The 23014-nt window shown below is 71.9% G+C and carries 8 protein-coding genes; 6 read left to right on the top strand and 2 right to left on the bottom strand.

What is annotated here, in order from left to right; translation table 11 throughout:
• Positions 1-69 precede the first annotated feature (69 nt).
• Together GLX30_RS04555 and GLX30_RS04550 are read right to left on the bottom strand one after the other, a co-directional pair.
• Positions 70-2784: a SpoIIE family protein phosphatase/ATP-binding protein gene (locus GLX30_RS04555; RefSeq protein ID WP_159683834.1), complete on the bottom strand. Its 2715-nt coding sequence runs from the start codon at positions 2782-2784 to the stop codon at positions 70-72.
• Between the two features lie 411 nt (positions 2785-3195).
• Positions 3196-4143, bottom strand: a complete 948-nt coding sequence (locus tag GLX30_RS04550; RefSeq protein WP_159683831.1) for a methionyl-tRNA formyltransferase — start codon at positions 4141-4143, stop codon at positions 3196-3198.
• Between the two features lie 251 nt (positions 4144-4394).
• On the opposite strand from GLX30_RS04550, the gene GLX30_RS04545 reads away from it, so the two are divergent.
• The 6 genes from GLX30_RS04545 to GLX30_RS04530 all read left to right on the top strand — a co-directional run bounded on the left by GLX30_RS04545 (position 4395) and on the right by GLX30_RS04530 (position 22951).
• Complete coding sequence (locus tag GLX30_RS04545) at positions 4395-5747, top strand: SidA/IucD/PvdA family monooxygenase (protein WP_159683828.1); 1353 nt, start codon at positions 4395-4397, stop codon at positions 5745-5747.
• A gap of 93 nt (positions 5748-5840) precedes the next feature.
• The gene (locus GLX30_RS04540) at positions 5841-6878 is read left to right on the top strand and encodes an iron-siderophore ABC transporter substrate-binding protein (RefSeq protein ID WP_208545359.1); all 1038 of its coding nucleotides are present in this window, start codon (positions 5841-5843) and stop codon (positions 6876-6878) included.
• Between the two features lie 131 nt (positions 6879-7009).
• Positions 7010-10975 carry an amino acid adenylation domain-containing protein gene (locus GLX30_RS35840; RefSeq protein ID WP_279632552.1) on the top strand — a complete coding sequence of 1322 codons (3966 nt, stop codon included), beginning with the start codon at positions 7010-7012 and terminating at the stop codon, positions 10973-10975.
• Complete coding sequence (locus GLX30_RS35835) at positions 10921-21093, top strand: non-ribosomal peptide synthetase (RefSeq protein WP_279632626.1); 10173 nt, start codon at positions 10921-10923, stop codon at positions 21091-21093. The genes GLX30_RS35840 and GLX30_RS35835 overlap by 55 nt, the downstream gene beginning before the upstream one ends.
• Positions 21048-22745, top strand: coding sequence for a condensation domain-containing protein (locus GLX30_RS34995; protein ID WP_244258004.1), 1698 nt, complete (start codon positions 21048-21050; stop codon positions 22743-22745). Before GLX30_RS35835 ends, GLX30_RS34995 begins: the two co-directional genes overlap by 46 nt.
• Positions 22742-22951, top strand: coding sequence for an MbtH family protein (locus tag GLX30_RS04530; RefSeq protein ID WP_159683825.1), 210 nt, complete (start codon positions 22742-22744; stop codon positions 22949-22951). Before GLX30_RS34995 ends, GLX30_RS04530 begins: the two co-directional genes overlap by 4 nt.
• The last annotated feature ends 63 nt before the right edge of the window (positions 22952-23014 follow it).

Raw genomic sequence — 23014 nt, 5'->3', positions numbered from 1 at the left:
GACCGGTCCGGCAGACGCTCTCGCGGCCGGCCTCCTGAGGGCGACGGCGGTCAGCGGAAGAACCGCCCTCTAGGCGAGGGCACTGCCGGGGGCGGGCAGGACCTGTTCGGCCCAGATGACCTTGCCTTCCGGTGTGTATCTGGTGCCCCAGACCTCGCTGAGCTGCGCCACCAGGAACAGTCCGCGGCCCCCCTCGTCCGTGGTGGCGGCGTACCGCAGGTGCGGGGCGGTACTGCTGGCGTCCCACACCTCGCAGGTCAGGGTGCGATCGCGCACCAGGCGGACGCGAACCGGCGCGGCGCCGTACCGTATGGCGTTGGTGATGAGCTCACTCAGGATCAGTTCCGTGGTGAAGGCGAGTTCCTGCAGACCCCACTCCTCGAGTTGATCGGCCGTGAGGCCGCGCATGGTACCGACCGCGCTCGGGTCGAACGGCACGTCCCACTGCGCGACCCGGCCGGCTCCCAAGGTCCGTGTCCGGGCGATGAGCAGCGCGATGTCGTCGGACGGGCAGCTGGGGAGCAGGGCATCGAGTACGGCGTGGCGGCTGGCGTGCGGGTCCCGGTCGGGGTGGCTCAGCGCCGTGCGCAGCTTTTCCATGCCCTCTGCGATGTCCCGGCTCCGCTCCTCGACCAGCCCGTCGGTGTACAGGACGAGCTGACTGCCTTCCGCCAGGCGCAGTTCCACGGTCTCGAACGGCATGCCTCCCAGCCCCAACGGGGGTCCGGCCGGCAGTTCCGAGATCGTCGTCGAGCCGTCCGGGGCGACCACGAACGGCGGCATGTGTCCTGCTCGTGCCATGGTGCAGTTCTGGGAGATCGGGTCGTAGACGGCGTACAGGCAGGTCGCGCCCAGGACGCCGCCGTTCTGGGCGGCGCTGTCGCCTTCCTGGTCCATACGCTGGACGAGGGTGTCGAGGCGGGCGAGGAGTTCGTCGGGCGGCAGGTCCAGGGAGGAGAAGTTGTGCACGGCCGTGCGCAGCCGCCCCATGGTGGCCGCGGCGTGCAGGCCGTGCCCGACGACGTCTCCGACGACGAGACCGACGCGGCTGCCCGGCAGGGGGATCACGTCGAACCAGTCCCCGCCCACTCCGGATTGCGCGGGCTGGTAGAAGTGCGCGACGTCCACGGCACTCTGCTCGGGCAGATCCTGCGGCAGCAGGCTGCGCTGGAGCGTCACGGCGAGTTTGTGTTCGCGGGTGTAGCGGCGGGCGTTGTCCATGGTGACCGCGGCGCGGCCGACGAGCTCCTCGGCCAGGGACAGGTCTTCCTCGTCGAACGGTTCCGGCTTTTGCGACCGCCAGAAGTTGACCACTCCGAGCACGACACCCCTGGCCTTCAGTGGAGCCGCGATGAGCGAGTGGATCCCGTAGCCCACGATCGCCGATGCCCGCGGCGGGTCCTGGGCGTGCCAGCCCGGCGCGTCATGGAGATCGGGCACGAGTTCGGCTGCGCCCGTGCCGTACCCGCGGGCCTGCGGCGTGGACGGCAGGAAGTCGATCAGACTGCCGAGCGGGTACAGCGGGTGATCGGAGCGGATGCCGCTGACCGCGGTGCGCCGCATGTCGGCGCCCGGGCCGGGCTCGTCGCCCTTCAGCACCGGGTCGGCCAGGTCGACCGTGACGAAGTCCGCCAGCTGGGGAACGGCGACGTCGGCCAGTTCCTCCGCGGTGCGCACCACGTCGAGCGTGGTGCCGACGTCACCCCCGGCGTCGTAGAGCAGCTTGAGCCGCCTGCGGGCCGTCTCCGCCCGGCTGCTCAGGAGCTGCATCTCGGTGGAGTCGCGGATGGTGACCGCCGAGCCCTGCGGGCGGCCCCGGGGGCGGGTGGGCCGCTGATTGACCACGAGCAGCCGGTCCCCGGCCTCCAGCACCTCGTCGGTGGCCACCCGGCCGGACAGCAGCAGTTCCGCCATCCGTTGATCCATGCCGACCTGATCGACGGGGCGTCCTTCGGCGTCGTCCGGCAGGCCGAGCAACCGTCCGGCCTCGTCGTTCGCCAGGAGCAGCCGTCCGTCGTCGTCGGTGATCAGCACCCCTTCGCGCACGGCGTGGAGCACTGCGTCGTGGTGCTCGTACATGCGGGTCATCTCATGTGTGCCGAGGCCGTGGGTCTGGCGACGCAGTCTTCGGCTGATCAGCGCCGTGCCGACGGTGGCCAGTGCCAGACCGCCGGTGATGGCCAGGAGGATGACCGGAAGTTGGCGCTCGGCGATGCCGGTCACGTTCTCCACAGTCAGACCTGCCGAGACCAGGGCGATGACATCGCCCTCGGGCGAGGTGACCGGCACGATCGCCTGGATCTCCTTGCCGAGCGGCCCCTGCACACTCTCGGTGTGCACCTGGCCGGCGAGCGACGGCTCGATCGTGCCGACGAACCGCTCACCGACGCGGTCCGGCTGCGGGTGGCTGTAGCGGATGCCGCGGGTGTCCATCACCACGATGAAGTCCACCCCCGCGGGGCCGCGCGTCTCCTCGGCGAGGGGCTGCAGGACCGCGGACGGGTCCGGCGACCTCAGTGCTTCCTGCAGGCCCGGGGATCGCGCGAAGGTCTGCGCCACGGAAACCGACCGGTTGCGTGCCTCTCGCTCGATGTCGTACCGCGACTGGAGCACCAGGGACAGCAGGGCACCGGCCGCGAGCAGCACCACGATCGCCACCTGAAGGACGAAGACCTGTCCGGCGACGCTTTCGAATCTTCTGCCTAGCTTCGACCGCACCGGAACGCCGGGCACGGGAGAGGAGACGGGCTCACAATCCCAGTTGTAGCACCTCCCCCCGACCATGCTCCCAGCGTTCACGCTGTGCATCGGTGCAACCACGACCGTCCCCGCCCCTGAAGGTCGGGGGAGGGCGTTGAGCGGGCACGAGCCAAGGTCCGGGTCCCGTCCCTGAAAAGGCGGGGGAGAGGGCGTTGAACGGGCACGAGCCAAGGTCCGGGGCCCGTGCTCGCAGTAGGCGAAGCAGCGGGGACAGCGAGCACCGAACCGGTGACGGGGGGTGTCCCTGCCGTCACGGCGACGGTTCGCATCCTGTCGTCCCGATGGGCGGCAACGCAGGTGGGTGGCCGTGTCGGAGTGTGATGACGCGGCCTCCGACCGTGTTCGGGGCCGGTGGGACGCTCACCCCTCGAGCGGCGTCGGCGCGCGGCGCCCCGCGAGACGGGCTCTTCGCAGGCCGACGCGCTCGTCCGGCCGTCAGGGGCGGCTCGTCAGGTAGCCGCCCATCGAGGTGAAGTAGTCGGTCGCGGCCATCTCGTCGCCGTCCTCCGTCCGTACCCGGGTGATCGCCAGACCGTGGTTGCGGCCGGTGCGGGCGTCGGCCCCGGCAACGATCACCACGCCGCCCGATTCCCGGTAGAAGATGCGGCCGGGGGTGCCGCCGTAGCGGCCCTCGGACACGACCGCGGCAAGGATCTCCAGGCGCTTGCCCTTGTGGAAGGTGAAGGCGCTCGGGTAAGGCGCGGACTGGGCGCGGACCAGCCGCTCGAGGTCTTGCGCGGGCCAGGTCCAGTCGATGCGGATGTCCTCGGCGGACCGCTTGTGGAAGAAGCTCGCCTGCGACCGGTCCTGCTCGGTGAAGTCGGTGCGCCCGGACGCGATGAGGGCGAGCGCCTCGGTGGTGACCGGGGCGATGAGGTCGACGGTCCTGTGGAACAGGTCGGTTGCGGTGTCCGCCGGCCCGACCGGCACGGCCTGCTGGACGACGATGTCGCCGGCGTCGAGCTCGTCGTCCATCATGTGCGCGGTGACGCCCACTTCGGGTTCGCCGTTGATGAGGGCCCAGATCAGCGGGGAGAAACCGGCGTACTTCGGCAGCAGCGAGTCATGGACGTTGAGGGTGCCGTGACGGGGCAGCCCGAAGATGCGCGGCGGGATCCAGGTCCGCCAGTTGTTCGCGACGATGATGTCCGGGTCGGCCTCCTTGAGCCGCATGAACAGCTCCTCGTCGTCGGGCCTGTTGCGGATCAGCACCGGCACGCCGTGCTCCTCCGCGAGGTCGGCGACCGAGTCGCTCCAGATCTTCTCGTACGCGTGCTCGCTCTTGGGATGCGTCACGACCAGCACCACGTCGTGTTCGGAATCCAGGAGCGCTTGCAGGGTGCGGTGCCCCCAGGTCTGATACCCGAACATGACGACCCGCATGGGGTTCCTCCTCAGAGCGGCGATGGACCGACGCCAGTTAAGCAAGGCTTACCTAAGCGCGCAACGGCCTCTGTTAGTAGGGGAGTTCGTGATCCACCGGCCGGCCGGTTTTTCTCTTTGGCCCCATCGACAGGCGGGTTAGATAAGGCTAGCTTTACCTAAGTTCCGCTTGCTCGCCGCTCCGTCGGCGTGGCCTGGTCCCCGTTCTCCGCAACGCACGACTGGCGGCTGTCCCGCAAGATGGGAGTGACATGTCACAGGCTCTTCCTGGCGACGCACCACTGATCCACGACCTCATAGGAATCGGCTTCGGGCCGTCCAATGTGGCCATGGCGATCGCGCTCGGTGAGCACAACGCAGGCGTCGGCAGGCAGGAGGCGGTCACCGCTCACTTCTTCGAGCGGCAGCCACGCTTCGGCTGGCACCGCGGCATGCTGATCGACGACGCCACCATGCAGGTGTCCTTCCTCAAGGACCTGGTGACACTGCGCAATCCGACGAGCGAGTTCAGCTTCCTGTGCTACCTGAAGAGCCAGGGCCGGCTGATCGACTTCGTCAACCACAAGAACCTGTTCCCGCTGCGGGTCGAGTTCCACGACTACTTCGAGTGGGCCGCAGCGAAGGTGGACGACATGGTGTCCTACGGGCACGAAGTCGTCGCCGTGCGGCCCGTCGTGGTGGACGGAGTGGTGCAGTACGTGGATGTGACAGCCCGATCAGGCACCGAACTGGTCGTCCACCGGGCCCGCAACCTCGTGATCGGCACCGGTCTGCGGCCGCAGATGCCGGAGGGCGTCGAGCGCTCCGACCGGATCTGGCACAACTCCGACCTGCTGGCCCGTGTCGACGGTCTGGGGGACGCGGATCCGACCCGCTTCATCGTGGTCGGCGCGGGACAGAGCGCCGCGGAGAACGTGGCCTTCCTGCACCGGCGTTTCCCCCGGGCCGAGGTCTGCGCCGTCTTCTCCCGCTACGGCTACAGCCCCGCCGACGACAGCAGTTTCGCCAACCGCATCTTCGACCCGGAGGCGGTCGACGAGTTCTTCACGGCCCCGGACGAGATCAAACGCAAACTGATCGGCTACCACGGCAACACCAACTACTCCGTGGTGGACATCGACCTGATCGACGACCTCTACCGCCAGGAGTACCAGGAGAAGGTCCTCGGCACCGAACGCCTGAGGTTCCTCAAGGTGTCCCGGCTCACCGACGTCGTGGAGACGCCGGACAAGGTCCGCACCACCGTCGAGTCGCTGGTCACCGGGGAACGGACACCGCTGGACGCCGACGTCGTCGTCTACGCCACCGGGTACCGGACCGCCGACACCCTCGGTCTTCTCGGCGGCGAGGTGCAGCGGTTCTGCCACCGTGACGACGAGGGCCGCGTCCGCGTCGAGCGTGACTACCGCGTCGCGACCGATCCCCAACTGCGGTGCGGCATCTACCTGCAGGGGGGCACCGAGCACACGCACGGCATCACGTCGTCGCTGCTCTCCAACACCGCCGTCAGGGTCGGCGAGATCCTGCAGTCGATCCTCGACCGGGGCGAGGGGCCCGCCGCCGCGCCGCGGGCCGCCGCCGACGAGATCGGCTCGTCCCTCTGATCCGGACCTCCCCACACTCACGCCCGCCCGTACGACGCGTCGGACCGGGCGGACGTGACGCGCACCGTGAAACCCCCTGAAAGGAACTGCCCCGTGTCCGTTGGTACACGCCCCGGTCCGACGAGGATCGTCAGACACATCCCCCGACTGGTCGCGGCCGCGGTCGCCGCGCTGGTGCTCAGCGCCTGCGGCGGCGGCACGGACGAGGACACGTCCGAGTCGTCCGGGGAGGCGGGGGCGCGTTCGGCTGCCTTCCCGGTGACGGTCGAGCACAAGTACGGCAGCACGACCATCGAGTCGGAACCGAAGAAGGTCGTCACCCTCGGTCTGTCCGACCAGGACGCGGTGCTGGCCCTCGGCGTCAAGCCGGTCGGTTCGGTGGACTGGTTCAAGGAGCAGCCCTACGGCAAGTGGCCGTGGACCAAGGACCTGTGGGGCTCCACGCCGCCGCAGATCGTCGGCGAGCGCGACGAGTACAACATGGAGAAGATCGCGGCACTCCAGCCGGACCTGATCGTGGCCCAGTACTCGGGCATGAAGAAGGAGCAGTACGAGACCCTGTCCAAGATCGCCAAGGTGGTCGCCCAGCCGAAGGGCCACGAGGACTACCAGGCGCCGTGGCAGGTCATGACCGAGCAGATCGGCAAGGCCCTCGGCAAGGAGGGCGAGACCAAGAAGCTCATCGCCGGCATCGACGAGCGCTTCAAGGCCGTCCGTGACGAGCACTCCGAGTGGAAGGGCCTGACGGTCACCGTCGGCGAGCCCTACGAGCCGGGCAAGTTCTCCGCCTTCTCGCCCAAGGACCCCAAGGTCATCTTCCTCAGCGAGATGGGCTTCACCACCTCGGAGAAGTACCGCACCGCACTCGGCAAGGAGAACATCGCGGACCTCAGCTCCGAGCGCCTCGACGTCATGGAGGCCGACCGGACGGTGTGGCTCGGCACCCCCGACACGGAGAAGGCCATGAAGGCCGATCCGCTCTACAAGAAGACCAAGGTCCACCAGGAGAAGCGGGACCTGTTCCTGCCGTACGACAGCCCGGACATCGGCGCCGCGCTCTCCTTCAACACGGTGCTGTCGATCCCGTACGCCATCGACCAGGTCGTACCGATGCTCGAGGCGATCAAGTAGGAACGCCTCCGCCTCCTCCCCGCGACGCGGCCACCCCGCCTGCCGCCCGTCCGGCGGTCGTCCTCCGCCGGGCGGGCGCGGCGCGCGCTCACGCAACGACTCGCCATCGACGCACCATGAGGGAAAGGGCCATGCGCACGATGTCCGACGCCGAGTGGGACCCGACTTCCGCCGCAGGAGCACCTGTCACCGGTGGGCAGTCCGGGATCTGGCTGGCCCAGCAGCTCGACCCCGACAGCCCGGCCTACAACGTCTCCTTCGCCCTGGATTTGCGCGGTGACGTCGACCTCGACCTTCTGAGCGCCGCCGTGCGGCAGGCGCTCGAGGAGGCCGAGTGCCTGCATGTGCGCATCGGTTCGGCGGAGGGCGGGCCGCGTCAGACGCTCGCGCGCCGCCCCTTCGACGTTCCCGTGGTCGACCTGCGCGGCGGACCCGACCCCGAAGGCGCCGCTGCCGCCTGGGCGGAGGCCGACCGGGACCGCCCGGCCGACCTGGTGAACGGGCCGCTGTTCGGCCACGCCCTGCTGCGGCTTGCCGACGACCGTGTGGTGTGGCACCAGCGCTACCACCACATCGTCGTCGACGGCGTGAGCATCGTGCTCATCTCCCGCCGGGCCGGCGAGATCTACACCGCCAAGGACGCCGATGGGTCCGCCGGCGGCACCGGCCGGGAACTCTCCCGGCTGCTGGACGGCGAACGGGCCTATCGCGGATCGGCGCGGTACCGGGCCGACCGGGCCTACTGGCTGGACCGGTCGGACGGCCGGCCCGAGCCCGTGCGCCTCGTGGAGCGTGCGCCGGCGCCCATGACACGGCGGGTCCGCCGCACCGTCGAACTGTCGACGACCACGACCGGCAGGCTGCGTGCCGCCGCCTCCGCCGCGGGCGTCCGCCTGTCACGCCTGCTGGTGGCAGCCGTGGCCGCCTACCTGCACCGGGTCAGCGGAGAACAGGACCTCATCCTCGGCCTGCCCGTCACCACCCGGCAGGGGGACGCCTCCGGCCAGGTCCCCGGCATGGTGTCGAACGTCCTCCCCCTCCGCATCCCCGTCCACGGGGACACGACGGTGGCCGAACTCGCCGACACGGTCGGGCGCCGGATCGCGGAGGCGGTCGAGCACGGGCGCTACCGTGCGGAGGACCTGGCCAGGGACCTGGGCCTGGTCGACGGAGTGGCGGAACTCGTCGGCCCCACGGTCAACATCCTGCCGAGCGTGCACGGTCTGCGCTTCGGGGATCTCGACGCCGACCTGCGCCCCGAGTGGCTCGGCCCGGTCAGCGACCTGGCCGTCACCGTCAGCCTGCCGGTGCACGGCACGGGCCTGCGTATCCACCTCGACGCCGACGCGGCCGTGTGCGACGAGCGGACGCTGGGCGACCACGAGCGACGCTTCCGCCTGGTCCTCCACGCCATGGCCGCGGACATGGACCTCCCCGTCGGCCGCATCGAACTGACCTCCGGAGCGGAACGGGCCCGGCTGCTCGGCGAGTTCGCCGTCGACCCGCGCGACGTTCCCGAACTGACCTGGCCCGCCGCGTTCGAGCAGCAGGTCCGCCGCTCCCCGGACGCCGTCGCCCTCGTGTGCGAGGACCGGCAGTTGTCCTACGCTGAACTCGACGCCGCCGCCAACCGGCTGGCCCGACTGCTCCTCGCACGGGGCGTGGGCCACGAGGACATCGTCGCCGTGGCCGTCCCGCGCTCACCCGAACTGGTCGTCTCCCTGCTCGCGGTGATGAAGACCGGAGCGGCGTACCTGCCCCTGGACGCCGACCACCCACGGGACCGGATCGCCTACATGCTGTCCGACGCCGGCGCGCGGACGGTCGTCACCACGCGGGCATCGGCCGGTGACCTGCCGGCCGTGCCGGGCGTCGCCCGGATACTGCTCGACGACCCCTCCGTGGTCGCGGCTGCGGCCGCCCTGGACGACTCCCCCCTGGGCCTGCCGATCGCGCTGGACCAGGCCGCGTACGTCATCTACACGTCGGGATCGACAGGCCGCCCCAAAGGCGTGGTCGTTCCGCACGACGGCGTCGGCAGCCTGATCGCCACCGCCACGGACAGGATCGGCATCGGCCCGGACAGCAGCGTCGTGCAGTTCGCGTCGGTCGGCTTCGACGTGACGGTCTGGGACCTGATCATGTCGCTGTGCGTCGGCGGCCGGATCATCGTCGTCCCCGCCGAACGCAGGGTCGCCGGTCCTGCCCTGACGGACTACATCCGCGAGCACCGCGCCACCCACATGATCCTCCCGCCGTCGCTCGTCTCCGCGCTGCCGCCGGAGTGCGAACTGCCCGAAGGGGCGGTGCTCGTGGTCGGCACCGAGGCGGTGCCCGGCGAGCTGATCGCCCGCTGGTCCGGGCGGCTACGGGTCGTCGTCGCCTACGGCCTGACCGAGGCGACCGTCAACTCCACGCTGTGGATCGCGGAGCCCGGCCTCCAGGGGCCTGCGCCCATCGGCCGCCCCGACCCCAACACCCGTGCCTATGTGCTCGACTCGGCACTGCGCCCCGTTCCCGTGGGCGTCGAGGGTGAGCTGTACGTCGGCGGGCGCGGCCTGGCCCGCGGCTACCTCGGCAGGGCGGCGCTGACCGCGGAGCGGTTCGTCGCCGACCCGTACGGCGCGCCCGGCGAGCGCATGTACCGCACCGGCGACCGCGTCCGGTGGCGGGCCGACGGCAACCTCGACTTCCTGGGCCGCTCGGACGGCCAGCTCAAGATCCGCGGCCACCGCATCGAACCGGGGGAGATCGAGAGCGCGTTCATGGCCTGCCCCGGCATCGCCCAGGCAGCGGTCCTCGTACGGGACGACCACCGGGGGGTGAAGCGCCTCGTCGCCTACCTGGCCGGCGACGGCGGTACGGACACCGAGGCGCACGTGGGGGCGGCGCGGACGCAGGTGTCCCAGGCGCTGCCGGAGTACATGGTGCCCTCGGCCGTCGTCCTCCTCGACGGCCCGCTGCCCCTGACGCCCAACGGGAAGCTCGACACCCGCGCGCTGCCGGAGCCGCGGTGGACCGCGATGACCGGCGACGCCGCGCCCACCACACCGGCGGAGACGGTCCTCGCCGCACTGTTCGCCGAGGTCCTTCGCCTGCCATCGGTCGGCGTCCACGACAGCTTCTTCGAACTCGGCGGTGACAGCATCGTCGCGATCCAACTGGTTGGCCGCGCCCGCTCGGCGGGCTTCGCGATCAGCCCCAGGGACGTGTTCCGCCACCGTACGGTGGCGGCGCTCGCAAGCGCCGCGGCGCGCACCGCGGACGACGGCGGGACTCCGGGCGTGGCGGGCGCGGTGCCCGCCCCGTTCTCGCTGGTCCGGCTGACCGAGGAGGAGCGGGCCGAGTTCACCGCCGCCGTTCCGGACCTGTTCGACGTCGTGCCCGCCACGCCGCTTCAGGAGGGCTTCTTCTTCCACGCCGCCGTCGACGGGAGCGGGGCGGACGGATACTCCGTCCAGGACACCCTCGAACTCGCCGGTGACGTCGAGGCGGACGCCCTGCGGGCGGCCGCACAGCGGCTGCTCGACCGTCATCCGCTGCTGCGCGCGGCCTTCCGCCAGTGCCGGGACGGACGGATCGTGCAGCTGATCGGCGCACACGTCGAACTGCCGTGGCGCTTCGCCGACCTGTCGAGCCTCGACGCGGAACAGCAGCCCCCGGCCGTCGACGACATCGCGGCCGCGGAGCGGGCAGAGCGGTTCGACCTCGGCACCCCGCCGCTGCTGCGGGCGGCTCTGGTCCGCCTCGGTCAGCGGCGTTCGCTGCTGGTCCTGACCATGCATCACATCGTCGTGGACGGATGGTCGCTCCCGCTCGTCACACGGGAACTGCTGGACGGATACCGTCCCGGCGCCGACACCGCGCCACCCCGCGAGCCGAGCGGGACCTACCGCGCGTACGCCGGATGGCTCGCCCGCCGCGACCGTGAACAGGCACGCGGCGCCTGGCGCGAGGCGATGGCGGGACTCGACGCACCGGCCCGCCTGCCCGTCCGCGGGGTGGAGGCGCCACGGGCCGGACCGGCACCGTCACCGTCGAGCTGTCCCCGCAGGACACGGCGGCACTCACCGCCCGCGCCCGGCAGCTCGGGCTGACACTCGGCAGCATCGTGCAGGGCGGGTTCGGCCTGGTGCTCGGCGATGTCGCCGGCACCCACGACCTCGTCATCGGAACGACCGTCTCGGGCAGGCAGGCCCCTGTCGAGGGGATCGAGTCCCTGGTCGGCCTGCTGATCAACACTGTGCCCGCCCGCCTGCGGTGGCGCCCCGAGCAGCCGCTCGCGCAGGTCCTCACGCGATTCCAGGAAGAACAGGCAGAACTGCTGGACCATCAGCACCTCGGACTCGCCGACATCCAGCGGGCCGTCGGCCTGGGCGAACTGTTCGACGCGCTCGTCGTCGTGGAGAACCTGCCGGACGCCGGCGAGCCGGCCGATCCGTCAGGGCTCGTCCGCGTCGTCGGCTCGCGCATCCGCGACTCGGTGCACTACCCGCTGGCGCTCACCGTGCATCCCGGCGAGCGGCTCCGACTGCGTCTCGAACACGACCCCGCCAGGCTCGGCACCACGGCTGCCGGACGGTTCGCCGCCCGTCTGCGGGCGCTGCTCGACCAGGTCGTCACCGACCCCGGGCTGCCGGTCGGCCGGCTCCCCGCGCAGACGGCCGACGAGCGGCGCGAGACGCTCGACCGCCTCGCCGGAGAGGACCACGCGACGCCCGCCGGCACGCTGCACGGAGCGTTCGCCGAACAGGTGCGCCGTACCCCGGACGCGACCGCCCTGGTCCATGACGACGGGCGGACCACCTACGCCCAACTGGACGGGCAGGCAACCGAGTTGGCAGGCAGGCTCGTCGCGCGAGGCATGGGGCCCGAGACTGTCGTGGCCGTGGCCGTGCCCCGCTCGGCAGGGGCGCTGGTCGCCCTCCTCGGCGTCCTCAAGGCGGGTGCGGCCTACCTGCCGGTCGATGTGGACCACCCGGCCGAGCGCGTCCGGTACATGCTCGCCGACTCGGGGGCCCGAGCGGTCGTCGTCACCGAGGAGTCATGGGCACGGCTGCCGGAGCAGCACGGTATCGCCCCGGTGTTCCTCGGCCACCACGGTGCGGCCGATGGCGAGCACGCCGTCGCCGCCGACGTCCGTCCGGACAGTGCCGCGTACCTGATGTACACCTCGGGGTCGACCGGCCGGCCCAAGGGCGTGGTGGTGACACACCGCGCAGTTGTCGCCCAACTGTCCTGGGTGGCCGAGCGGTTCGGATTCGGGCCGGGCGAGCGCGTGCTGCACCAGTACTCGACCGGCTTCGACCCCTCGGTGCAGGAGATCTTCGTTCCGCTGCTGACCGGCGGCACGGTGGTGATCGCCAGGGCGGACGGGCACCGCGACCCGGCGTACCTCACGGAGCTCGTCCGCCGCGAGCAGGTCACCAACCTCGACCTCGTGCCGTCGCTGTACTCGGCGCTGCTGGCCGAGGACGCCCCGGGGAAGCCGTGGTGGACCGGCCTGCGCAGGGCTTTCAGCGGCGGGGAGGCGCTGCCGGCTCCGCTTGCCGGGCGCTGGCTGGAGCGCACCGGTGTGCCCCTGTTCAACGTCTACGGGCCCACCGAGGCCGTCATCCAGGTCACCAGCTGGGAGGCGGGCGCCGAGCCGGACGCGGAGGGCACCGTGCCCGTCGGGCGGCCGGTGTGGAACACCAGGCTCTACGTACTCGACCGGTGTCTCCGCCCCGTGGCCGAGGGCGAGCCCGGGGAGCTCTACATCGCGGGCGCTCAGCTGGCCCGCGGCTACCACGGACGTGCCGCGCTGACCGCGGAGCGTTTCGTCGCGGATCCGTTCCGCGGCCCGGCCGGGTCCCTGTCCGACGGCGGACAGGGCGGGCGGATGTACCGCACGGGAGACATGGTCCAGTTCCGTGGAGACGGCGTGCTCACCTATCTGGGGCGCACCGACCACCAGGTCAAGATCAGGGGAAACCGCGTGGAACTCGGCGAGATCGAAGCACGGTTGCGTGAGGTGCCGGCAGTAGGCGACGCGGTCGTCGTGGCCCGGGACGACGACCGGGGCGTGACGCACCTGGTGGCCTACGTGACCGCCGCCACCGGGGCGACCCTCGACATCGAGGCCGTCCGCGGCACGCTCGGCGCTTCCCTCCCGGCGCCTATGGTGCCCAGCCGTTTCGTGGAGCTCGACGCACTGCCACTCACCCCGGGCGGAAAGGTCGACCACGCGGCCCTGCCGGTCCCCGGGATCCGGCGGCACAAGGGGCCGGCGGTCCGGGAAGGACGGGAGCGGCAGCTCTGCGCGATCTTCGCCGCCGTGCTCGGCCTCGACGAGGTCGACGCGGACGAGGACTTCTTCGTGCTCGGCGGGGACAGCATCCTGTCCATGTCGGTGTCCGGCCGTGCCCGCAGGGCCGGACTGGCGGTCAGCCCCAAGGACGTCTTCGAGCACCGCACGCCTGCCGCGCTGGCGGCGCGGCTCGACGGCGCCACCGGGGACGCGGCCGCCGACACGAGCACCACCGGCTCCCCGACGACCGTCGCAGACGGCGTCGGCGACGTCCCGCTGCTGCCGATCGTCCACCAGCTCCGCGAGGACGGCGGTCCGATCGGCCGCTTCAACCTCTCGATGCTGCTCCAAACACCCGCCGACGCCGACACGGGCACCCTGACACGGGTTCTGCAGGCCGTCCTCGACCACCATGACGCACTGCGGCTCACGCTCTCCCGCATGGACCTCGGCCCGGCGATCCCCGCGCTCTGGTCGGCGCGGACGCTCGACGTGGGCGCGGTCGACGCCGCCGCGCTGCTGAGGAGTGTCGACGTGCAGGCCCTGGACGACGCCGGACTCCGCACGGTGATCGCCGCCGAGTCCGACAGCGCGGCGTCCCGTCTCGACCCCGACGCCGGTGTCATGCTCCAGGCCGTCCGGTTCGACACGGGCGGCGACCGGCCGGGCCGGCTGCTGCTCGTCGTCCACCACCTGGCCGTCGACGGCGTGTCCTGGCGGGTGCTCCTGGACGACCTCGCCGCCGCGTGGGAGGCCGTCTCGAAGGGGGAGCGGCCCGTTCTGGAACCGGTCCCCACCTCGCTGCGCAGCTTCGCCCGGAACATCGCCGAGCAGGCCACCTCACCCCGGCGGCAGGCCGAACTCCCTTACTGGGCGAAGGTTCTGGCTCCCGGCGCCGAGCTGGTCCCCGGCGCCGGCCGGACCGGCACCGCCGGATCCGCGAGCGAACACGTCGAGTCCCTGACCACCGAGGAGACCCGCGCGCTGCTCACGACGGTGCCCGCCGCATCCGGCGCGGACGTCACCGAGGTACTGCTCGCCGCCCTGCGTATCGCCGTGTCCCGCCGGCGCGGTGACGGGGACGGCGACCTGCTGGTGGATCTCGAACGCCATGGACGCGACGCCTCGGATCTGGACCTGTCGCGCACCGTCGGCTGGTTCACCGGTCTGCACCCCGTACGGCTGGCCGCCGCGGGCGACGCCCTCGGCACGCTGGAGCAGGTCAAGGAGTTCGTGCGGTCGGCACCGGACTCCGGCGCGGGTTACGGCATGCTGCGTCACCTCAACCCGCAGCTCGCGCCCGCCTTCGCCCGACTGTCCCAGGCACAGGTGCTGTTCAACTACTTCGGCCGGATGCCCGCCGAGCAGGCCCGCGACTGGGCGCCCGCCGTCGAGAGCGACGCACTGTCGGTGGAACCGGATCCGGGCCTCGCCATGCCCTACCCGCTCCAGGTCAACGCCGTCTGCGCGGACACGCCCCGCGGCCCCGAGCTGCGCGCCACCTGGACCTGGCCCGACGGCGACGCGCTCACCGAGCAGGACGTGCGGGCACTCGGCCGCGCGTGGGCCGAGGCGCTGCGCGAACTCATCGCCAGGACCTCGGAGAACACCGGCCGGTCGCTCGTACCCGCCGACGCGCCGCTGGTCCGGCTGACCCGGGCGGAGACCGAACGGGTCGAGAACGTCAGCCCGTTCCCCGTCGCCGACATCTGGCCGCTGTCACCCCTTCAGGAAGGGATCTACTTCCACGCCAGCTACGACTCCTCCGCGGTGGACGTCTACACCGCGCAGGACACCTTCGACTTCGACCACCGCCTCGACATCGACCTGCTGCGCGCGGCGTGCGCGACGCTGCTGCGCAGGCATCCGAGCCTGTGCGCGGGTATCACCAGCGACGGGCTGCCCGGACCGGTGCAGTTCGTCTGCCCCGCGGCCGAACTGCCGGTACCGGTCACGGAGGTGGACCTGAGCGGTCTGGACGAGCGCGAGCGGCAGGCGCGGCTCACCGAGATCGCCGACGCCGGCCGGCTGCGGCGGTTCGACCTGGCGGCGCCACCGCTGTTCCGGCTCGAGCTGATCCGGCTCACCGGCACCACCGACCGCCTGATGCTCAGCCACCACCTGGTGGCCTGGGACGGCTGGTCGCAGTCGCTCTTCCTCGACGAACTCCTCTCCCTCTACGAGACGGCCGGCGACGACACCGCACTGCCGGCACCCGGCAGCTACCGCGATCACCTGGCCCGGCTCGCCGAGCGGGACGTCGACGCGGCCCGCGACACCTGGCGGCGCGCCCTGGCCGGACTCGAGGAACCGACCCATGTCGCGCGGGACCGGGGAGAACGGCCGGTGATCCCGCGGCGGCGCACCCTCGATCTGCCGCCCGGGCTCAGCGACCGTCTGCGGACGGCCGCCCGTGAGCACGGACTGACGATCAACGCGGTGCTGTCCACCGCGTGGGCACTCGTGCTGTCCGCGACCGTGGGCCGCCACGACGTGGTCTTCGGCACCACCGTCGCGGGACGGCCCGCGGACGTGCCCGGCGTGGAGTCGACGATCGGCATGTTCCTCAACACCGTGCCCGTGCGGATCAGGCTCGACCCCGAAGAGTCGGTGGCCGACCTGCTGCGCCGTGTGCAGTCCGAGCGTGCCGCGGTGATGGACCACGAGTACCTGGGCCTGTCCGAGCTCCAGCGGGAAGGCGGCCGGGGCGTCCTCTTCGACACCCTGTACGTACTGCAGAACTTCGCCGACGAGAACGCGTTCCGGCAGCTCAGGGAACGGCACGGCATCACCGCCGTGGAGAGCGTGGACGCCACCCACTACCCCATGACCCTCGTCGTCGACCCCGCCCGGGCCCTGCGCGTGAAGCTGGAGTACCGTCCCGACCTGGTCGACGACGAACAGGCCGCGGCCGCGCTGAATCGCTTCGGCACCCTGGTGGAGCGGCTCGTCGGCGACATGTCGGCGCGTGTCGGCACCCTCGACCTGCTCCTCCCCGACGAGCGGGCCGCCCTGCTCGCCGAGTGGAAGGCCGGTTTCGAGCCGGTGCCGGACGAGACCGTCGCCGACATGCTCGCGGCGCAGGTCGCCCGCACCCCCGACGCGGTGGCGCTGGTCTTCGGTGACCGCGCCCTCACCTACCTGGAGCTGGACGCACAGATCAACCGGATCGCCCGGCTGCTGATCGCCCGTGGCGCGGGGCCGGAGAAGGTCGTCGCGCTCGCGCTGCCCCGTTCGATCGAGATGGTCGTCGCCCTGTTCGCTGTGCTCCGCACCGGCGCCGCCTATCTGCCGCTCGACCTCGACCACCCGGCCGACCGGCTGCGCCTCATGGTCGAGGACACCGGGCCGCTGTGCCTGCTGTCCACCACGGCGGTCGCGCCCACTCTGCGGGGGCCCTCCGGCCCGGTCGCCCCGGAACTCCTGCTGGACGACCCGGCCGTCACCGCCCAGCTCGCGGACCTCCCGCACGGCTCGGTCACCGACGCCGAACGGCCCGCGTTCGCGCACGGTGTGCCCGGCCGGCTGGAGCACCCCGCGTACGTCATCCACACCTCCGGTTCGACGGGCCGGCCCAAGGGGGTCGTCACGCCGTACCGAGGGCTGACGAACATGCAGCTCAACCACCAGAAGGAGATCTTCGACCCGGCGATCGCCTCCGCCGGCGGACGACGCCTGCGCATCGCGCACACCGTCTCCTTCGCCTTCGACATGTCATGGGAGGAGTTGCTCTGGCTCGTCGAGGGGCACGAGGTCCATGTCTGCGACGAGGACCTGCGCCGCGACGCGGAAGCCCTGGTGGCCTACTGCGACCGGCATCGGATCGACGTGGTCAACGTGACCCCCACGTACGCGCAACTGCTGATCGAGGAGGGCCTGCTCGACCGGGACGAGACCGCGCAGGACATGCCGGACGAGGCCGCCGGCGGCACCCCGGCCCAGACATCTGGCGAGCACGGCGGCAGGCACCGGCCCGCACTCGTCCTGCTCGGCGGAGAGGCCGTGTCCGACACCGTGTGGACCCGGCTGCGCCGCACCGAGGACACCTACGGCTACAACCTCTACGGGCCCACCGAGTACACGATCAACACGCTCGGCGGATCCACCTCCGACAGCCCGACACCGACGGTCGGCGTCCCCATCCGCAACACCCGCGCCCACGTGCTCGACGCGATGCTGCGCCCTGTCCCGCCCGGCTGCCCCGGTGAGCTGTACATCGCCGGCACCGGCCTCGCCCGGGGCTACCACGACCGGCCCGGCCTGACGGCGGAACGGTTCGTCGCCGATCCGTTCGGCGACCCGGGGGAGAGGATGTACCGCACGGGCGACCTCGTCAGGCAACGACCGGACGGGCTCCTCGACTTCCTCGGCCGTACCGACGACCAGGTCAAGATCCGGGGCCACCGGATCGAACTGGGCGAGGTCTCCGCGGCCCTCGCCGCCCACCCGCACGTCGCCCACGCCGCCGTCGTCGTCGTGACCGACAGCGCCGGCGGCAAGCGTCTCGCCGGCTATGTCGTGCCTGAGGACGGCGCCGAGCAGGGGCCGGAACTGGTGCAGAGCCTGCGCGACCACCTGCGGGCCGTCCTGCCCGACTACATGGTCCCGGCGGCGCTGGTGGCGGTGGACACGCTGCCGCTGACCGTCAACGGGAAACTCGACGTCAAGGCCCTCCCCGCCCCCGACGTCACCGGGCCGGGCTCCGTCCGTCCGCCCCGGTCGCCGCAGGAACGGACCCTCTGCGCGCTCTTCGCCGAAGTGCTCGGCGTCCCCGAGGGCAGCGTCGGGACCGACAGCAACTTCTTCGACCTGGGCGGTCATTCGCTGCTGGCCACCCGGCTGATCAGCCGAGCGCGCACCGCCCTCTCCGCGGAGCTGGCGATCCGGGACCTCTTCGAGGCACCGACCGTCGCCGACCTCGTCGAGCGGGCCACCCGCCCGGCCGCCACCGCCCGCCCGGCGCTCACCGCCGGCGAGCGGCCCGCCGAACTGCCGCTGTCCCACGCCCAGCAGCGGCTGTGGGTCGTCCAGCAGATCGAGTGCACCTCCGCCGCCTACAACTTCCCGCTGGTGATGCGGATGCGGGGCACGCTCGACGTGCCCGCGTGGCGGGCCGCGCTGGCCGATGTGGCCGCACGCCACGAAGCGCTGCGGACCGTCTTCTTCGAGCGTGACGGCCAGGTCTTCCAGCGGGTGCTGCCCGTCGAGCGGGCGCACCCGGTGGTGGAGCGCCTCCGCGCCGACGAGGCAGAGGTTCCCGGCATCGTCGACGCCGCCGTCAACCGCCCGTTCGACCTCGCCACCGAACTGCCGCTACGGGCGACGATCCTGGAAGTGGCCCCCGAGGACCACGTCGTCGTCCTGCTGCTCCACCACATCACCACCGACGAGTGGTCCGACCGGCCCTTCCTGCACGACCTGGCCACCGCCTACGCCGCCCGCACCCGAGGCACCGCGCCCGAGTGGGAGCCGCTGCCCGTGCAGTACGCCGACTACGCGCTGTGGCAGCAGCGTCTCCTCGGCGATCCCGCCGACGCCAAGAGCCTGATCGCACGGCAACTGGAGTTCTGGCGTACGGCGCTGGAGGGCGCCCCCGAGGAGATCGAGCTGCCGGCCGACCGTCCCCGGCCCGCCCGCCCCGCCTTCACCGGCGCGGAACTGGACGTCGCGTTCGACGCAGAGGTCCACCACGGGCTGAAGCGGGTGGCCAGGGAAAGCGGCGCCAGCATGTTCATGGTGGTGCACGCGGCCGTCGCGGCCCTGCTGCACCGCATGGGCGCCGGCACGGACGTCCCCGTCGGCTCGCCCATCGCGGGGCGCAGCGACGAAGCACTCGACGACCTGGTCGGCTTCTTCGTCAACACGCTGGTGCTGCGGACGGACATGAGCGGCGACCCGAGTTTCACGGAGCTGCTGGCCAGGGTCCGTGCCACCGACCTGGCCGCGTTCTCCCACGCTGACGTGCCGTTCGAGGCCGTCGTCGAACGGCTGAACCCGGCCCGGTCGCCCGCCCGCAACCCCCTGTTCCAGGTGATGGTGGGCTACCACAACCGGAGCGACGGCGAGCTCCGGCTGCCCGGACTGCGGGTGACGGACGTGCCGTTCCGGATCAGGTCCGCCAAGTTCGACCTGGTCTTCAGCTTCACCGAGCAGGCGGCGGCCGACGGCGAAGAGGGCACACTCGGCTGCCGACTGGAGTACGCCACCGAACTGTTCGACCAGGAGAGCGCCGAGCAGCTCGCCGAGTGTCTGCGGCGGCTGGTCGCGGCAGTGGCAGGCGACCCGGAACAGCCCCTTTCCCGGGCGGAGATCCTCGCCGCCGACGAACGGGAGACGGTCCTGGACCGCTTCAACGCCACCACCCGCGAGGTCCAAGAGGCTTCGCTGCCGGCCCTGTTCGCCCGGCAGGTCGCCGAGCGGCCCCATGCGGTGGCCGTCGTGGAACGCTCCGAGTCGCTCAGCTACGCGCAGCTGGACGCCCGCTCCGACCGGATCGCACAGCTGCTGGCCGCACGGGGAGTGGTCGCCGAGAGCGTGGTCGGCGTGGCCGTGCCCCGCTCGGCCGACATGGTCGCCACGGTGCTCGCCGCCCTCAAACTGGGGGCCGCCTTCCTGCCGCTGGACCTGGTCCATCCCGCCGACCGGCTCGCCTACATGATCGAGGATTCCGGGGCCGCCGTCGTCGTCGGCACCGAGTCGGTGGCCGGCAAGATCCCCGAAGTGACGGGTGTCCCCGTGGTGCTCCTCGACGCGCCGGACGTCACGGCCGAGCTCGGCCGGCTCCACGGCTCCGCCGTGAACGGACTGCCCGTGAGTCTCGACCAGGCCGCCTACGTGATCTACACCTCCGGTTCGACGGGCCGGCCCAAGGGCGTGGTCGTCCCGCACGAGGGCATCTCCAGCCTGGTCGCGACCGCGGTCGACCGGATGGGGCTGGAACGGGACAGCAACGTCCTCCAGTTCGCCTCGATCGGCTTCGACGTCTTCGTGTTCGAACTGTCGATGGCGCTGTGCCACGGCGGCCGGCTCGTGATCGTGCCCGACGAGGCGCGGGTCGCCGGGCCGGTGCTCACCGACTTCCTGGATGAGCAGCGGATCACCCATATGATCCTGCCGCCGTCCCTGGTGTCGGCGCTGCCCGCCGGCTGCGAACTGCCCGATGGGTCCACGGTCCTCGTCGGTACGGAGACCGTGCCGCCGGACCTCTTCGAGCGCTTCGGCGCCACCGCCGACCTGATCGCGGCCTACGGACTGACGGAGGCCACGGTGAACTCCACGCTGTGGCCCGCCCGCCGGTCCGGCGGACCGCCCACCGGACGGGTACCGATCGGCAGGCCCGACCCGAACACCGCCTGCTACGTCCTGGACGCCCGTCTGCGCCCGGTCCCGCCCGGCGTGGCCGGCGAGCTGTACGTGGCCGGGAGGGGCCTGGCCCGCGGCTACCTCGGCAAGTCGGCTCTGACCGCGGAGCGGTTCGTCGCCGACCCGTTCGGCCGGCCCGGCAGCCGGATGTACCGCACCGGGGACCGCGCCCGCTGGCGCAGGGACGGCAACCTCGACTTCCTCGGCCGGGTCGACGCGCAGGTGAAGATCCGCGGCTTCCGCATCGAACTGGGCGAGATCGAGGCCGCGCTCGCGGGCCACCCGGCGATCGCCCAGGCCGCCGTTGTGGCCGACCGCAAGGACGACATCGTGCGCCTGGTCGGCTACGTCGTGCCGGAGAACGGCTCCGACACCGGAACGGGCCCCGACACCGGACCCGGGGCCCTGGGAGCGGCCCGGACACCGTCCCAGGACCGGAGAGCCGCCTCGCGCCCGGCGCTGGTGTCCTCGACCCGCAGGCGCTGCGCTCACACGTCGCCGCGCTGCTGCCCGAGTACATGGTGCCCGCCCTCGTCGTACCGCTGGACGGTCCGCTGCCGCTGACCCCCAACGGCAAGCTGGACCGCAGGGCACTGCCCGTCCCCGACTGGTCGGGGATGACCGGTGACGCCCGACCGGTCACCCCGACGCAGGTCCGACTGGCGGAGCTGTTCGGCGAGATCCTGAAGCTGGCGGACGTGGGTGTCCACGACAGCTTCTTCGCACTGGGTGGCCACTCCATGGCCTCCATGCGGCTCGTCGGCCGGATCCGCACCGAGTTCGGAGTCGAGCTGAGCATCCGCGACGTGTTCGACGCACTGACCGTCGCCGGCATCGCCGACAAGATCGAGGGCGCGGCGGCCGCCCGCCCGGCGCTGCGACCGGTCGGGCACCGCGCGGACGGCGCCCCCGCGCCCGTCGCTCCCGTACAGCGCCCGCAGTGGTCGTCGTACCGACGGCACCCGGCCTTCGACCACGCACTCGTGCTGCGCTCGCCCGGCGGGCTGGACCCCGAGGCGTTGTCCGCGGCGCTGGCGGATGTGGTGGCACGGCACGAACCGCTGCGCACCGTCTTCACCGAGCGGGACGGAGCCGTACTCCAGCAGGCCGGCCCGGCGCCGCAGCTGGAGACCGAGCGGTGCGCGGATCTCGACGCCCGTCTCGCCGAGCTCGCCGCGGAGGCACCGGACCTGACGCGGGAGCCCCCGCTGCGGGCCGGACTGCTCACCGGCGCGGACGGGACGCAGGCGCTGCTGCTGACCATGCACCACTTGGCCGCCGACGAATGGTCGGTCGTCCCGCTGTTCCGCGACCTCACCACCGCGTACGCGGCCAGGACCTCGGGTGCGGAGCCCGGATGGCAGCCCCTCCCGGTGACGTACGGCGACTACACCCACTGGGCGCGGGAGACGCTCGGCGACCTCACCGACCCGGACAGCCTGGCCGGTCGGCAACTCGCCTACTGGCGGCAGACGCTGAAGGACGTTCCCCGTTCCCTGGAGCTGCCGGCCGACCGGCCGCGCACCGGCGCGACGGACCGGTCCGGCCACGCCTGCGACCACGTCGGGTTCGTCCTCGACGAACAGCTCCACGCCGGCGTGGACCGGCTCGCCCGGGCCACCGGCACCAGCATGTTCATGGTGCTGCACTCGGCACTGTCGGCCCTGCTCACCGCCCACGGCGTCGGCACCGACCTGCCGATCGGCACCATGGTCGCCGGCCGTGGCGACGACCAGCTGGCCGATCTGGTCGGCTGCTTCTTCAACACGGTGGTGCTGCGCACCGACACCGCTGGTGACCCGGCCTTCACCGAACTGCTCACCCGGGTACGGGAGACGACGCTCGGCGCGCTGGACCGGGGGGACGTGCCCTTCGACGAGGTGGCGCGTGCGACCGGCCTGCCGCCCGGGGGACCACAGGTGATGGTGATCCACCACGAGCAGGCGGACCTGGCGGAGCTGGAGGGCGGCATGGGCTCCTTCCATGCCGTGCCGACCGGCTCGGCCAGGGCCGAGCTGACCTTGAGCTTCTACGAGCCGCGCGGCGACGGACCGGTGCACTGCGAGCTGATCCACGCCACCGGACTGCTCGGGCGGGCCGAGGCGCGGCGGCTCGCGGACGAACTTCACACGCTGCTGCGGAACGTGGCGGCCGACCCGGAACAGCCGCTCTCGGAACTGTTTCACCGTGAACCCATGAGGAGTGACGAGCTATGACGACCAACCCCTTCGAGGACCCGCAGGGCCGCTTCCTGGTCCTGGTCAACGACGAGAACCAGCATTCGCTGTGGCCCTCGTTCGCCGAGGTGCCCCCGGGGTGGCGCATCGTGTTCGGCGAGGACACCAGGGATGCCTGCCTCGCCTACGTGGAGGCCAACTGGACGGATCTGCGGCCGGCGAGCCTGATCGCGCGGCAGGGCTGAGACCGCTGTCGGGGACGGCCGGCGGCGGGAAGGTCTCCGTCGCCGGCCCGGCCGGCTTCCCAT

This window comes from Streptomyces sp. Tu 2975 (assembly GCF_009832925.1).
Lineage (GTDB): Bacteria > Actinomycetota > Actinomycetes > Streptomycetales > Streptomycetaceae > Streptomyces.
Note: the sequence above shows the minus strand (reverse complement) of the source record. Positions and strands in the feature narration are given on the sequence as shown.

Coding starts and splice junctions, on each gene's coding strand:
- GLX30_RS04555 (WP_159683834.1), bottom strand. CDS start 2,784: ATGGTCGGGGGGAGGTGCTACAACTGGGATTGTGAGCCCGTCTCCTCT.
- GLX30_RS04550 (WP_159683831.1), bottom strand. CDS start 4,143: ATGCGGGTCGTCATGTTCGGGTATCAGACCTGGGGGCACCGCACCCTG.
- GLX30_RS04545 (WP_159683828.1), top strand. CDS start 4,395: ATGTCACAGGCTCTTCCTGGCGACGCACCACTGATCCACGACCTCATA.
- GLX30_RS35840 (WP_279632552.1), top strand. CDS start 7,010: ATGCGCACGATGTCCGACGCCGAGTGGGACCCGACTTCCGCCGCAGGA.
- GLX30_RS34995 (WP_244258004.1), top strand. CDS start 21,048: ATGGTGCCCGCCCTCGTCGTACCGCTGGACGGTCCGCTGCCGCTGACC.
- GLX30_RS04530 (WP_159683825.1), top strand. CDS start 22,742: ATGACGACCAACCCCTTCGAGGACCCGCAGGGCCGCTTCCTGGTCCTG.